Annotated in this window: 12 protein-coding genes; 3 read left to right on the top strand and 9 right to left on the bottom strand. The window is 62.0% G+C overall.

Annotated features, from left to right (window positions below):
* Positions 1–213: 213 nt before the first annotated feature.
* Entirely contained in the window at positions 214–1,176 is a 963-nt protein-coding gene (locus AB0N65_RS20265; protein ID WP_364165949.1) for a DUF559 domain-containing protein, read from the top strand.
* A gap of 288 nt (positions 1,177–1,464) precedes the next feature.
* Here the strand turns inward: AB0N65_RS20265 and AB0N65_RS20260 are convergent, their stop codons facing one another.
* The 4 genes from AB0N65_RS20260 to AB0N65_RS20245 form a co-directional block, all read right to left on the bottom strand.
* A complete protein-coding gene (locus AB0N65_RS20260; protein WP_003792170.1) occupies positions 1,465–1,563 on the bottom strand; it encodes an AURKAIP1/COX24 domain-containing protein in 99 nt (32 codons plus the stop codon).
* 173 nt (positions 1,564–1,736) lie between these two features.
* Positions 1,737–1,949: a helix-turn-helix domain-containing protein gene (locus AB0N65_RS20255; RefSeq protein ID WP_021474348.1), complete on the bottom strand. Its 213-nt coding sequence runs from the start codon at positions 1,947–1,949 to the stop codon at positions 1,737–1,739.
* A gap of 151 nt (positions 1,950–2,100) precedes the next feature.
* Positions 2,101–3,264 carry a 3-deoxy-7-phosphoheptulonate synthase gene (locus AB0N65_RS20250; RefSeq protein ID WP_364165945.1) on the bottom strand — a complete coding sequence of 388 codons (1,164 nt, stop codon included), beginning with the start codon at positions 3,262–3,264 and terminating at the stop codon, positions 2,101–2,103.
* Positions 3,265–3,483: 219 nt separating this feature from the next.
* On the bottom strand, positions 3,484–4,491 hold the full coding sequence (locus AB0N65_RS20245) for an acetylxylan esterase (RefSeq protein ID WP_364165942.1): 1,008 nt from the start codon (positions 4,489–4,491) through the stop codon (positions 3,484–3,486).
* 341 nt (positions 4,492–4,832) lie between these two features.
* Between AB0N65_RS20245 and AB0N65_RS20240 the strand changes: the two genes are divergently transcribed.
* Positions 4,833–6,935, top strand: coding sequence for a DUF6807 family protein (locus tag AB0N65_RS20240; RefSeq protein WP_364165939.1), 2,103 nt, complete (start codon positions 4,833–4,835; stop codon positions 6,933–6,935).
* A gap of 33 nt (positions 6,936–6,968) precedes the next feature.
* Here AB0N65_RS20240 and AB0N65_RS20235 read toward each other — a convergent pair whose 3' ends face one another.
* The 5 genes from AB0N65_RS20235 to AB0N65_RS20215 are packed head-to-tail and all read right to left on the bottom strand — an operon-like array spanning position 6,969 to position 12,104.
* Complete coding sequence (locus tag AB0N65_RS20235; RefSeq protein ID WP_364165937.1) at positions 6,969–8,252, bottom strand: MFS transporter; 1,284 nt, start codon at positions 8,250–8,252, stop codon at positions 6,969–6,971.
* Positions 8,253–8,282: 30 nt separating this feature from the next.
* Positions 8,283–8,897 (bottom strand): Poxvirus protein I5, encoded by a 615-nt coding sequence (locus AB0N65_RS20230; RefSeq protein WP_364165952.1) that lies wholly within the window; start codon positions 8,895–8,897, stop codon positions 8,283–8,285.
* A gap of 22 nt (positions 8,898–8,919) precedes the next feature.
* Positions 8,920–9,840, bottom strand: coding sequence for a carbohydrate ABC transporter permease (locus AB0N65_RS20225; RefSeq protein ID WP_364165934.1), 921 nt, complete (start codon positions 9,838–9,840; stop codon positions 8,920–8,922).
* Positions 9,837–10,790: a sugar ABC transporter permease gene (locus AB0N65_RS20220; protein WP_364165932.1), complete on the bottom strand. Its 954-nt coding sequence runs from the start codon at positions 10,788–10,790 to the stop codon at positions 9,837–9,839. Before AB0N65_RS20220 ends, AB0N65_RS20225 begins: the two co-directional genes overlap by 4 nt.
* 30 nt (positions 10,791–10,820) lie before the next feature.
* Positions 10,821–12,104 carry an ABC transporter substrate-binding protein gene (locus AB0N65_RS20215; protein ID WP_364165930.1) on the bottom strand — a complete coding sequence of 428 codons (1,284 nt, stop codon included), beginning with the start codon at positions 12,102–12,104 and terminating at the stop codon, positions 10,821–10,823.
* Between the two features lie 199 nt (positions 12,105–12,303).
* Between AB0N65_RS20215 and AB0N65_RS20210 the strand changes: the two genes are divergently transcribed.
* Entirely contained in the window at positions 12,304–14,334 is a 2,031-nt protein-coding gene (locus AB0N65_RS20210) for a beta-galactosidase (protein ID WP_364165927.1), read from the top strand.
* Positions 14,335–14,430 lie beyond the last annotated feature (96 nt).

Here is a 14,430-nt window from a genome sequence, read left to right as displayed (position 1 = left end):
CTTCCTCACGAAACACGGCATCATATTTTCTTCTGGGCGTGGACATCTGAAACGAATCTCCCATCAAGCTGTCTCAGAAAACCATACGACCGCAGAACCGTCTCTCACCAAACACCCCCCCTTCCCGGAACCGTCTCTCACCCGTGGAGTCGGACATGGGCTGCCTGTGGATAACTTCTGCACGCAATGAGCCTCCTGGGGAACAATGCCGGTATGCAAAAACCGTCGCCCACTCTCAGCCCGCTGGCTTCCGCACCTTTCACCCTCGACCAAGTCAAAGCGGCCGGCCTGCAGCACGCGAAGGTCCGGAAACGCGCCTCAGTTGAAGGAGTCAGTCAGGGTATCTACCGACCCGCCGACTGGAAATTCGACCTAGCCTCTGCGGCACGCGCGCTTTCGGCGGCAAGTCCGGGCGCCTGGATCTCCCATGTCACAGCCGCCAGGCTTCACGGCCTTTATCTGCCTTCATGGCTGGCTGATTCAAATGAGCTGCATCTGAGCAAGCCCCGGAAGCTTCCTTCCGTACGTCGCCGTGGCGTCATCGGACACACGGTGCTTGTCCACGATTCTGAAATCGAGTTCACCCAAGCCATGTGGATGAGTACGCGCTCCAGAACGTGGCTGGATCTCGCACGCCGTCTGCCACTGAATGACCTCGTCTGCATCGGCGATCAGCTCATCCGCGTGCCACGGCCGCAATTGGAAGGCCGGGATGCGCCGTTCACAACGATCGAGGCGCTCCGAACAATGGTGGAGGGGCACAAAAACCTTCAAGGAGTAACCCGCGCGCGTGAAGCACTGGAGCTAATGCGGGTAGGAGCCGACTCTGCACCGGAATCGTTGCTGCGTCTTGCCATGCTGGATGCGGGAATAGCCGAGCCGGAACTGCAGGTGCAGCTACGCGTCAATGACCCGTTCTCCCCGTCAGCGGACCTCGGCTTTCGTGAAAGGCGCCTCGCCATTCAGTACGACGGCGGCCATCACCTTGAGGAGGAACAGGTCCACAGCGATAGGCGTCGAAACAAGGCATTTGTTTCGGCCGGGTGGACAGTCCTCATTTTCGGCAAGGACGACTTGGCGGACGGGTTCAACAAGGCGACCCGGGAGATCAAGAGGGCACTGAGGAGCGCATGGCTGGACCCCTCAGTTGCGTCGGGATTTGTATCAGCACGGTGAGAGAGCGACGGCAGAAAGACCGCCAACCGTGAGAGAGCGACGGGAAAAAGACCGCCAACCGTGAGAGAGCGACGGGAAAAAGACCGCCAACCGTGAGAGAGCGACGGGAAAAAGACCGCCAACCGTGAGAGAGCGACGGCAGAAAGACCGCCAACCGTGAGAGAGCGACGGGAAAAAGACCGCCAACCGTGAGAGAGCGACGGGAAAAAGACTGCCAGCGGTGAGAGAGGGTGCAAAAATGCCCGCCGCCTTGGGAGGCAACGGGCATTCACGCTTGGCGAAGTATCTCTACTTCTTATTGCGGCGCTGGTGGCGGGTCTTGCGAAGCAGCTTGCGGTGCTTCTTCTTGGCCATACGCTTGCGGCGCTTCTTGATAACTGAACCCACGAAAGTTCCTTACAAACTAGATGAAGGTCCTGTCTGTTGGAACGGATCCGCGGACAAAGCTGCAGACGGTACAACCGACAGATTCTTACAATGACGTAAAACGTTCCTTAACAGGGTACCGCTTCAAACAGGCACCCAATGACCACGGACCGCGTGACGGACAACGGCGCCGCTTAGGCTGTCTCCGTTTGCCCGTCCACCACGGCACCCTTCAGGTACTGGGCGACGGCTTCTTCCGGAACCCGGAAGGATCGGCCGAACCTGACGGCCGGCATCTCCCCGGAGTGGACCAGGCGATACACAGTCATTTTGGAAACACGCAGGACGTCGGCTACTTCAGCCACCGTCATGAAACGCGCATTCGAGAAGTTAGTCTCCGCGGACATTTCCCATATTCCTTTGCTCTCAGCTGGACAGGACACCCCCAGTCGAACGGTGTGCCGATGCTGAGCCATCAAACAACCATGTGCTAGATACTCTAGAGGCTGATGTGACCAATGTGAAAGCATTTGGGAAAAGTGGCACTGCTCTCCCAAGCTACTCCGACACAGCTGCGCGGCGCTTCCGGGCTGAGGCGGCGAGCTGTTCGAGGACCGCCGCGGTGACATCCCACTCCATACAGGCATCCGTGACGCTCTGCCCGTAGACGAGCTCCTGTTCCCCCGCCAACTGCTTGGCAACATCGAGGTTTTGGGCGCCTCCCACGAGGAAGCTTTCCAGCATCACGCCGGCTATGGGAGAGGAGGCGCCCGCCTCAAGCTGCGCACCGATTTCCAGCGCAACCTCGGCTTGGCGGTGGTGGCTCTTCCCGCTGTTGGCGTGGCTCGCGTCAACGATCAGGCGAGGGTTCAGGCCCTTTGCGGCAAGCTTCGACGAGGCAGCGGCCACATCGTCCTGCGAGTAGTTCGGCCCCTTGCGTCCACCGCGCAAAATGACGTGGGTGTCCGGGTTCCCGGCGGTCGCTACGAGAGCCGCACGGCCGTCGTCGTCGATCCCAAGGAAGGCCTGCTCAGCGGCCGCTGCGCCGCAAGCGTCAATAGCCACCTGGAGGTCGCCGTCCGTGCCGTTCTTGAATCCGATGGGCATGGACAATCCGGAGGCGAGCTGGCGGTGGATCTGGCTTTCGGTGGTGCGCGCGCCGATGGCACCCCACGAGACGAGGTCCGCCATGTACTGCGGGCTGATGGGCTCCAGGAATTCGGTGGCCGTGGGCAGGCCCAGCGCAGTGACCTGCTTCAGGAATCCGCGGGCGGCGCGAAGACCGGCGGCGATGTCATGGCTGCCGTCCAGGTGGGGATCGTTGATGAGCCCCTTCCAGCCCACGGTGGTACGCGGCTTCTCGAAGTAGGTGCGCATGACGATCAGCAGGTCTTCTTTGTGCTTCTCGGCCTGGCTGACCAAACGGCGGGCGTATTCGAGCCCTGCCTTGGGGTCGTGGATGGAGCATGGCCCAACAATCACCAGCAGCCGGTCGTCCACGCCGTCCATGATGGCGCGGACTTCGTCACGGCCGCGGTCGACGACGGCAGCTGAGCGGGCGTCCAGCGGCAACTCTGCGATGAGGTTCTGTGGGGCCGGAAGCGGCTCGAAGCGAGCGACGCGAAGGTTGGAGGTGGCGGGCTGCGGTGCTTCCGCTGCGGGGTCATCGGCGAGGTCGGGCGCTTCGGAGTCGAGGAGAGCGGATTCTGCGATGCTGGTCATGTGGTGGTCCTGTTCCGGGTACGGAGCGGGCCCGTCTCAGAACCCGCCGGATATGGCGAAGGGCAGAGAAATGATCTCTGCCCTGTTGGCTCTGAAGGAAAGTTGGATGCGTGTCAGTTAGACGCGGGCCCCTCCAGAGCCAACGAAAAATACGCATACCAACGGTTAGTCATAGCCACACCATAACCGCGCCTGGTCAAACCGGGCAAATCGTGTCCGTCATGATGACATCAGCTTGCGCAGGAACTGCAGCTGCTTGATCCAGTGGTGCTCCTGGCCGCCCTCGTGATTGTTGAAGCGGTAGACCTCGATGTCCTTTTCAGGCTTCCCACCGGCCGACCCGTAATTGTTGTAACTCGCGTACACGGTGGATGGCGGGCAGATGTCGTCCATTTGCGCTACAGAAAACAGCGCCGGCACGGCCGCGGACCGCCCAAGGTGGACCCCGTCGAAGTAGTTCAGCACGGCAAGCATCGACTCATAGCGGTCGCGGTGACGTCCCAGGAACGAGGCGATCTCGGGATACGGTCCGCGCGGCGCGATGTCGATCGCACGGGGAAAGTCCTGCAGGAAGGGGACGTCGGGCAATGCGGCGATAACGCCGTCGAGCCTTCCGGCTGTAAGCCCGGCAGCGGCAACAGTGATGCCACCACCCTGGCTGATGCCTGTCAGCACTACCCTGGAAGGGTCGACGGCGGCATGGCTCTGCGCCGCTTCTACCGCACGGAAGGCGTCCACGTAGACCCGACGGAAGTAGTAGTCGTCCTGGTGTCCGGCCCCGCGCGTCATGAGCCCCGCGTAGGCAACGCCACCGGCAGTTGGATGCGGGTCCGGGGTGTCTCCCGAGACTCCCCCGTAGCCTTGGCCGCGCGTGTCCATGATGAAGTGCGCGTACCCCGCTTGGGCCCAGCGCGTGTTCTGGTTGACGAGCCCACGGCCTCCGGAGTAGCCGATGTACTCCACCACCACAGGAAGCTGCCGCCCGGCTTCGACGTGCGAAGGAACGTGAAGCCAGCCTTTGATGCGGTCACCGCCGAAACCGGAGAAGGTGACGTCGAAGGTGTCTATCAGGGCGAGGTAGTTGTCCACGGGATCGAAGGTTGCATCCAGAGGCAATGCCCGGGCGTCGGCAATCGTGAGGTCCCAGAAGGCGTCAAGGTCGGACGGCGGAAGGGCGCTCGAGGTGTAGTCGCGGAGCTGCTCAAGGGGTAGGTCAAAGAGGGGCATGGTCCGTTCCGGTTCGAGGAGGAATGGCGGTCTAAGCGATTCTTATGGGACATCCTACGTCATAGCGCACTCAGATGAATATGAGTGTCGTGGCGGGGATGTGACTGCCCCGCCGGCGGTTTCTCGAAAATCTACTGGAGGGAACGCCGTGACGACAAGGTCTTTTTGAATCGTTACATTCCTCGCTGGCCTGCGCTACACTTTCAAGACGACCGGAGGGAAAGCGCTTGCCGGTTGTATGTTGCCCTTGTCCCTTGCTTCCAGCCTTATCGTCCGATTGGGATATCGCTGTGAAGCAAGAAGAACCGCGCCACTGTCGCCGCCCCTGAGGAGATACCGCAATGGACACCGCTTCCACCGACGCCACGCAGAGCCTAGGCCCGGCCGACCCCGGGACAACGCAAGCAGACGGCACGGCGCCAGCAAGCACCACGGCGCCAGCCAAGACCACACCGCCCGCAAGGATCGCCCTGGTGGGTGTTCACGGATTCGGAACCCACCATCTGCGCAATCTCGAGCGGCTGGGGGCTCAAGGTGCGATAGAACTCGTAGCGGTGGCAGACCCTCATCCCCCGGCTCCGGGAGCTTTGCCGCAAAGCACTGCGGTTCACGCTGATCTCGATGCCCTCTTGGCAGCCGACCATCGACCGGACGTCATCATCGTGGCAACGCCCATCCAGACCCACGCCCCTTTGGCTTTGTCCGTCCTGGCCTCCTCCGCAGACCTGTACCTGGAGAAACCGCCCGTGGCTTCGATGAAGGACTTCCTCCAACTCCGGGACGCGGCCAAAACAGCCGGCCGCAGTGTCCAGGTCGGTTTCCAGAGCCTGGGCTCGCGGGCAATACCCGCACTGGAACAACTGGCCCTGGGTGAAACGTCCGCTGAACTCCCCGGTATCGGCACGCTCAAGGGCATTTCCGCGACAGGCCGCTGGGTGCGCGACCGTGCCTATTACAAGCGCTCACGTTGGGCGGGAAAGCGCAGCCTGGATGGCGTGGACGTCGTGGATGGCGTGGCGACCAATCCCTTGGCCCACGCCATTGCCACAGCTCTGCGCATTGCCGGAGCCCGCACAGAGGAAGACCTGTTATCTGTGGAAACTGACCTCTACCGCGCCAACGACATCGAAGCGGACGATACTTCCGTCATCCGGATGCGGACAAAGGAAGGCATGCCGATCACGTGCGCCCTGACGCTCTGCGCCACGGAATCCGTGGAACCCTACGTCACCCTTCATGGCACGGAAGGCTCGGCGACGTTCCACTACACGGAAGACCGCGTCACCGTGGAAACGGACTCCAGCGAGACCACGCAGACTTTCGGCAGGGTCGATCTCACGGAGAACCTCCTTGAGCACTTGTCGGACGGCACTCCGTTGCTGAGCCCCTTGGATAACAGCGGCGCTTTCATGAGTGTCCTGGAGGCTATCCGCACCGCCGAAGTACCGCAACTTATTCCCGACTCCAGCGTGGATTGGGTAGGAACGGGAGACCAAGCGCACGCTGTCATCCACGGGATCGAAGAAACCTTGGAACGGGCCGTCAGAGCCCACGCCACGTTTGCTGAGTTGGATCTCCCCTGGGCGCGGCAGCACGGCACAGGCGCAGAGCCGTTGTTCACTTCCCAAACCGAGGCCACGACCGCATCCCCCTTCGCCGTCCTTCGCAGCGGCCAGGCGCTTGAACCCGGACTTGCGCCGCGACCCTATCTGCATCCCGTCAGCACTCCCGGAGGCGTCGTCGTAACGGACCACCTGCCGGCAGACCACGTGTGGCATCTTGGCGCCGGCTTCGCCTTGCAGGACGTCAATGGCAGCAATTTCTGGGGCGGACGCAGTTATCGCCGGGCCGCGGGCAAGTACTTGGATCTCAAGGATCACGGACGAATTGACGTCCGTGACGCGCAACGCAAGGGAGACCTCGCTGCTCTTGACCTGCACTGGCTCGCCTCGGACGGCGGACTGCTGCTTGAAGAACGCCGCGCGTTCCGTCGGACATCACTGGACGCCCGCACCTGGCGACTCGACGTCGCAACGAAACTGACCGCCGTCGTAGATGTCACGCTCGGCAGCCCCGGTTCCCATGGCGCCGCGGGCAGCGGCTACGGCGGGTTCTTCTGGCGGCTGCCTGTCAATGCCTCCCCTCGGGTCTTCTCCTCCACAGCGGAGGGCGAACCTGCCGTGCATGGTTCACTTACGCCGTGGCTCGCTTGGACGGGAGAGTTCGACGGCGGTCCGGCAACTCTGGTGTTTGGCGCACCTGAGGAGTCGCCCGACCCGTGGTTCGTCCGCTGCGGCCAGTATCCGGCGGTCGGTTCAGCCCTTGCCTGGGACACGGCTGTGACGCTGAAGGAGGGTGCATCCCTTACCCGGACAATCCCGGTCTGGATCAGTGACGGGACCCTTGACGTTGCAAAGATCGAAGGCCTGGTGGGCGCCCGATGAACCGCCCTGTTCCTGCGTACCTCACGGTAGACGCTAGCTGCGCTTGCGCGAAAAGAGCCACAACAAACCGCCGATAACAACTGCGGATCCTGCACCGAGCGCGCCCGTAATAACCAGTCCCGTGCGGACACCGAAGTCCTCGGTAAGCCACCCCGCCAGGAGGCCTCCCAAGGCGTGTCCGCCCAGCAATAGGGGAAAATACAGCGCCAGCACCCGGCCACGGACCCGGGGACCAGCTTCCAGTTGCACTGCTGTTGCCGCGCTCGTGAGGAACAGCAGCGTCATGAAACCCACCACGATGAGCATCGCAACGAACCACTCCTGGGTGGGCATCACTGCTGCCACGAGTTGACTCAGACCAAAGAGCCCGGCACTCGCGACGATCCCCTTCCGGCCAAAGCGCTTGATCCTTGGGGCGAACACGGCCCCCGCCAAGGCCCCCAAGGCACTGACAGTATTAAAAAGACCAAAGCCGGCCGGACCGCTGTGCCATACACGATCCGCGAAGGCCGCCAGCACCACGGGGCCGTTCATACCAAAGGCACCCAGCAGCCCCGCCAGGAGCATGGTGAGCAGAAGTGGAGGACGTGCACGGACGAACCGGAAACCCGCCAGGACCTGCCCGCGTCGCTCCGCGGGCCCGTGATCCGGTGCATGATGAAGTTCCCCAGGGCGGATTGAGATGATCATGAGCATCACGGCGAGCCCGATTCCCGCATTTGCGGCAAAGGCCGCAGCGGACCCCGCTTGCGCGATGACCAGGCCGGCCAAGGCAGGACCGGCCATGGCTCCCAGTTGCCCGATCGCACTGTTGAGGCCTATGGCTGCGGGCAGTCCGGCATCGCCCACAACCTCGTTCACGAATACCTGCCGGGCAGGGCCGTCAATTGCGCTGGTGATTCCCAAGGCAACACAGGAGGCGTAAACCACCCAGACGTCGGTACCGCCGCTTGCGTTCCACACGGCCAGCCCGACGGCAAGCAAGGCGGCCACGGATTGGCAGATCAAAAGGATCCGGCGCTTGGGAAAGAGATCCACCAAGAAACCACTGATGGGCCCCACCACCAACATGGGCAGGAATTGAAGTGCCACTGCCAAACCCACCGCCGCAGGGCTTCCCGTCAGCTGGAGGACCAACCAGTCCTGGGCCAGCCGCTGCATCCAGACTCCCCCGCTGCCAACCAAGGAAAGGATCACGAAAATCCTGTAGTTATGGTGCCGGAGGGGGTAATGCCAGGTCTCCGTGGAGCGGTCTCGAGGTTCGTTTGAGGAGCGGCGAACAGTAAGTGGGCGCTGGAAAAACGGGCGCGGTGACACGGGTGTGGTCAGCTCGATTCGGCGGATTGCTCAGGAACGGGTGGCGTCCCGAAGTTTGACGGCGGCAGTGGCCAGGATGAGCGTGCCGGGAACAATGACAAACAGAGCCTGCAGCATCCACACGAACACCACAGCCATGAACACGGCGGCAAGCAGGAGGAGGGAGCCGCTCCAGTCCCGCACTGCGTCATCCTTGGCCCGTGAATAGGCCATCGACCAACGCTCACGGCCCGAAACATCCAGGTCCCCGCTCCAGCTGCTCACGATCCGGAGCAGAAGCACGGCACCGGCACCGGCCAGAACCAGCGTCGCCGGCAGGATGGCTGCCCGCCCGGGCAGTTGACCCACCAGTGCGAGCAGCAGGTTCAGGACAACCACGACGGCGGCTGCCGCCGTCGTGATTCCAACCTTCCAGCTGCCGGGCAGCGCCTTGCGGAAGGTGCGCCACAGCTTCCTGAGCGAATCGTCCCTGCCGCTGAGGTGCCTGTCGAGATGCGCGACGCCGGCCGCGTAGGCAGCCGGCGCCGTCACCAACGGCAGGGACAACAGGAGCACAACGACTCCCGCCAGGATGGTCTCGGAGAAGAGGGCGAAACGGTTGACCGGAACCCCGGACTTGTCAGGGGACTTTCCTGCGGTGTCCATAGTGCTCATTGTCCCGGTTCTCCTAGCCCTTGAGGCCTTGGGTCGACACGCCTTCGACGATATAGCGCTGGAAAACCAGGAAGAAGACCAGCACGGGCAGGAGTGCCAGGACGGACATGGCGATCATGGCTCCGTAGTCCGAGCTTTGGGTTTGGTCGACGAAGAGGCGCAAGGCGAGGGGCAGCGGGTACTTTTCGGGTGTGTTCAGGTAGAGCAGCGGCCCAAGGAAATCGTTCCAGCTCCAGATGAAGGAGAAGATCGAAGTGGAGATCAGCGCCGGCTTCATGAGCGGGAGCATGATCGAGCGGAAGATCCGGACGTGGCCGGCGCCGTCGATGCGTGCGGCTTCGTCCAGCTCGGCCGGGAGGTTGCGCATGAACTGAACCATGAGGAAAACGAAGAACGCGTCGGCGGCCAGGAACTTTCCGATCAGCAGCGGCACGTAGGTGTCCACGAGGCCGAGCTGCTGGAAAACGATGTACTGCGGGATGATCACCACGTGGAACGGCAGCAGCAGTGTGGCGATCATCATTCCAAAGAAGATCCCGCGGCCCGGAAAGTTGATCCGGGCGAATGCATATGCGGAAACGCTCGCGGAGAGGATGGTGCCCACCACCGCGCCGACCGCCAGGATCAGGGAGTTGGTGAAGAACGTCAGGGTGGACACACCGCCGATGCCGTCCAAGGCGGTTGCGAAATTATCGAAGCTGAAGTTGTTAGACCACAGCGCCGTGGAGGAGCCGCCGATTTCGGAGTTCGGCTTGAAGGACGAGGCGATCATCCAGACCGCGGGGTACAGGACCACTGCCACGAGCGCCAGGGCAACCACATGGAAGATGATGCTCTTGACCCGCTTGGCCGTGCCGGACTCGGACTTCGGGTTGTAGACCGGTGCGGGAGCGGCCGGTGGCGTGGACTGCGTAGGCGTTGCCATGGTTGTCATTTTGCATCACCGCTGTAGTGGACCCAGGACTTGGAGGTCTTGAAGAAGATCAGCGTGATGACGCCGACCACGATCACCAGGAGCCAGGCCATTGCCGAGGCATAGCCCATCCGGAAATCGCTGAAACCGCGCAAGTACAGGTAGAGGGTGTAGAAGAGCGTGGAGCCTGCCGGGCCGCCTTCACCGTTGGAGATGATGTAGGCCGAGGCGAAGATCTGGAATGCGTGGATGGTTTCCATCAGGAGGTTGAAGAAGATCACCGGGGAAAGCATGGGCCAGGTGATGTTGAAGAACTTGCGGACCGGACCGGCGCCGTCCATGGAGGCTGCTTCGTAAAGGTCTGCCGGGATCTGCTTCAGGCCTGCCAGGAAGATGACCATCGGGGCGCCGAACTGCCACACGGTCAACAGGATCATCATGGGCATGGTCATGTTCGGGTTGCCCACCCAGCCGCCGAGGTTGATGCCGAAGAAGGACAGCCCATTGTCTACGGGGCCGGAGTCGCCGAACATCGCCTTCCAGACGATCGCGATGGACACCGAAGCACCGATAAGGGAAGGGGCGTAGAAGGCTGAACGGTAGAAACCCTGGCCTTTGCGCTTGCTGTTCAGGAGCATGGCGATGGCCAATGCTGCTGCCAGCTTCAGCGGGGTTCCGAAGACCACGTAGCTCATGGTGACGCCCACGGACTGCAGGAAGCGTTCGTCCTGGAACAGCGTGGCGTAGTTGTCCAAGCCGATCCACTTGGGGGCTTCGAAGAGGTTGTAGTTGGTGAAGGAAAGGTACAGCGAGGAAATCATCGGGCCCACGGTCAGGGCGATGAATCCCAGCAGCCAGGGCAGCAGGAAGGTATAGCCGGCGCGGGCATCCGCGCCCCGCCGCCGCGATTTGCGCGGCTGCGAGGGAGCGGATGACGTGGAACGCCTGCTCAGGGTTGGGCTTTGAGTCACTAGATCGGTCCGTCAGTCGGGAAGCCTGGATCAGGCGTTCTGCTTGATGAGGTCTTCGGCTTCCTTGAACCACGAGTCAACGGCGCCGTCAATGGTGAGCTTGCCGTAGTTCAGGTCCTGTGTGACGCGCTTGAAGGAAGACTCGAGGGTACCGAAGCCTACGATGGGCGGCTCCGGAGCGTCCTTGAGGTACTTTTCAATGGACTTCTCGTAGTCCACAACCAGCTTGTCAGTGCCCTCGAACGTAGTTCCGTCCCGCTGGGTCTTGGACGCCGGGACACCACGGGAGGTCTTGAAGATCTGGCCGACTTCCGGATCGTTGACCATGAAGTCGATGAAGCGGGCTGCAGCATCCTTGTACTTGGTCTTGGCGCTGGCAACCATGAGCATGGAGGGCTTGAGGAAGAGCCCCAGGTTGTCGGGATCGTCCGAAGGAACCGGCACAAGCTTGAGTTCCTTGGCGCCGCTGTCGGCGAGGTAGCCGGCCATGAAGTTATCCCAGGTGACTTCGGTGGCAGTGACATTTGAACCGAAGGGCGACTTGGGCAACAGCTGTGTGGTCTTGTCTTCGCCCACAAGGGCACCGGTGCCGCGAAGGTCCGCGGTGAGGTTCCACCACTTCTTCAGGTCATCCTTGGAGAAGCCAAGCTTGCCTTCATCCGTAAAGGCCTTGATGTTGTTCTGACGCAGCCAGATGTTGAAGTTCCACCAGATACCTGTGTAGTCGGTGCTGCCGAACAGTGTTCCGTTGCCCTTCTGGCCGACTTCGGCCAGGAACGCGTTGAACTCTTTGTAGTTCCAGGTTCCGTCCGGCTCGGCGATGCCCAGGCTCTGGAGCTTGGCGGGATCATAGTAAACAGCGAAGGCGTTGGTGCTGGTGGGGATACCGTAGGTCTTGCCCCTGATCTGGCCGGAGGGAAGGAGCGATTTGTCGAAAGCGTCCGTGTTGATCTTCACGGTGCCAAGATCCAGGAGCTGGTTGCGCTGGGCGTAATCACGGAGATAGGAGAGATCCCATTGCATAACGTCCGGCAAGCCGCCGCCGGCCGCTTCAGTGGCACGTTTCTGCCAGTATCCGGGGAAGTCGGTGAAGTTGCCGTTGACCTTGATGTCAGGGTTCTTGGCCTCGAACAGGGCGATGGCCTTGCGGGTGCGTTCGGCACGATCATCGTTGCCCCACCAGGTGTAGCTGATGGTCACGGGGTTCTCAGCGGATCCCGTCTGGCCGGACGAAGACTGGCCACAAGCGGAGAGGAACGCGGCCGATGCTGTGCCGAGAGCCACCGTAGTGAGGAAATTCCTTCGGTTGATCATAAGAGCCTCCTTGCTCAGTTGGTGTAGCTTGCCAGCTGCCTCTACAACGTGGCAGTGATCTCGCTTACACTCGTTCTGAATCGATACAATATCCCTAAACCGGAATCCGGGCAAGCGTTTTCCAAAGTTCTTGTCGCGGCCGGCACCCGAAGATCCGTGTACCCGCAATCCAGTTAACCAGCCCGATGAAGGAGACCCATTGCCCTCCCCCGAAACCCCGCACGGCTTGTCTGTTTGGAACCACATTGAAGGCTTGGGCTACGGCGGTGACTACAACCCCGAGCAATGGCCCGAGCACATCAGGCTTGAAGACGTCGAACTGATGAAAGAGGCCGGCGTCAACCTGCTGAGTGTCGCCATCTTCTCATGGGGACTGCTCGAGCCGTCCGAGGGCGATTATGACTTTGGTTGGCTGGACGACGTCATGGACAACCTGCACCAAGCCGGCATCAAGGTAGCACTTGCCACGGCAACCGCCGCCCCACCAGCCTGGCTCGTCCGCAAGTATCCGGAAATCCTGCCGGTTACTGCGGAAGGAACAAAACTGGAACGCGGTTCGCGACGCCACTACACGCCGTCGTCAGCTGTCTACCGCCGCTACGCGACCACCATGACGCGGGTCCTCGCAGAACGCTATAAGGACCACCCCGCACTTGCCCTTTGGCATGTGGACAACGAACTGGGCTGCCACGTCAGCGAGTTCCATGGCGAGGAGGACGCCGAAGCCTTCCGCCACTGGTTGGAGCGCCGTTACGGCTCCATCGAGGAACTCAATGAAGCGTGGGGAACCGCATTCTGGTCCCAGCACTATGCGTCCTTCCAGGAAATCATTCCGCCAGGAGCTGCCCCCACCACGCTGAACCCCGGCCAGCAACTGGACTTTGCCCGGTTCAACTCCTGGGCCTTCATCGACTACTACCGGGCTTTACTGGCCGTCATCCGTGAAGTCACGCCCACGGTCCCGGCAACCACCAATTTCATGGTCTCCAGTGCCACCAAGTCCTTGGACTACTTCGACTGGTCCAAGGACATGGATGTCATCGCGAACGACCACTATCTCGTGGCGGTCGACCCCGAGCGGGAGATCGAACTCGCCTTCAGCGCCGACCTCACCCGAGGCGTAGCGGGTGGCGAGCCTTGGATGCTCATGGAACACTCGACGTCAGCCGTGAACTGGCAACCCCACAACCAGCCCAAGATGCCCGGCGAAATGCTGCGCAACTCCCTCGCCCACGTGGCCAGGGGTGCCGATGCGGTCATGTTCTTCCAGTGGAGGCAAAGCAAGGCCGGCTCAGAGAAGTTCCACTCCGCCATGGTCCCGCACGGTGGGCGGGACACGGAGATTTGGCGCAACGTGGTGGGTCTCGGCGAGGCGTTGTCCCGACTGGAACCCGTCAAGGGCTCGCGCGTTGAATCACGCGTTGCCATCGTTTTCGACTACGAGGCTTGGTGGGCTTCGGAACTGGATTCCCACCCGAGCCAGAGCCTGAAGTATCTCGACGCCATGAGGGCGTTCCATCGCTCTTTGTACCTTCGCGGGGTTACCGCAGACTTCGTCCACCCCTCGGCAGACCTCTCCGGCTACAACCTCATCCTCGTCTGCACGCTCTACTCGGTGACTGATGAGTCCGCCGCGTCGATCGCCGCGGCTGCGGACGGCGGCGCGACCGTCCTTGTCACGTACTTCAGTGGCATCGTGGACGAGCACGACCACGTCCGCTTGGGTGGTTACCCTGGCGCCTTCCGGGAAATCCTTGGGATCCGGACCGAGGAGTTCCACCCGCTCTTCCCCGGCACCTCGCTCACCCTCAGCGATGGAACGGTCGGTTCCCTGTGGAGCGAGCATGTGCACCTGACAGCGTCCGAAGGTTGCCAAGCCGAGGCGCTGGCCACGTTCACCAACTACCCGCTCGACGGCGTTCCAGCACTCACGCGCCGATCCACCGGAACCGGAGCGGCTTGGTACCTTGCGACGCTTCCCGACGCCGACGGCATCGACGCACTGACCGCGCGACTTCTGGAGGAGGCCAAGGTGACGTCCGCAGCTGAGGCTTCTGCCGCCGTCGAGCTGACGCGCCGACGGTCTGCCGACGGTCGCAGCTTCCTGTTCGCCATCAACCACGGCCGTGAGGACGTGACGGTAAAGGCCGACGGCGATGATCTGCTCAGCGGATTGCGCTTCAGCGGCGTCGTGCCTGCCGGAGCCGTGGCCGTGATCGCGGAGGACTAAGCCCAACTGGGTCGCAGTTAAGCGACTCTTCTATGGTTGTCAACGTAGCGACGGTTCGAGGCTGTTGGCGTTGAGTGTGCGGTAGATCCGTCGGGC

It is taken from the genome of Paenarthrobacter sp. NPDC089322 (assembly GCF_040684895.1).
In the GTDB taxonomy this organism is placed as follows: Bacteria; Actinomycetota; Actinomycetes; order Actinomycetales; family Micrococcaceae; genus Arthrobacter.
This window is presented reverse-complemented; position numbering and strand designations above follow the sequence as displayed.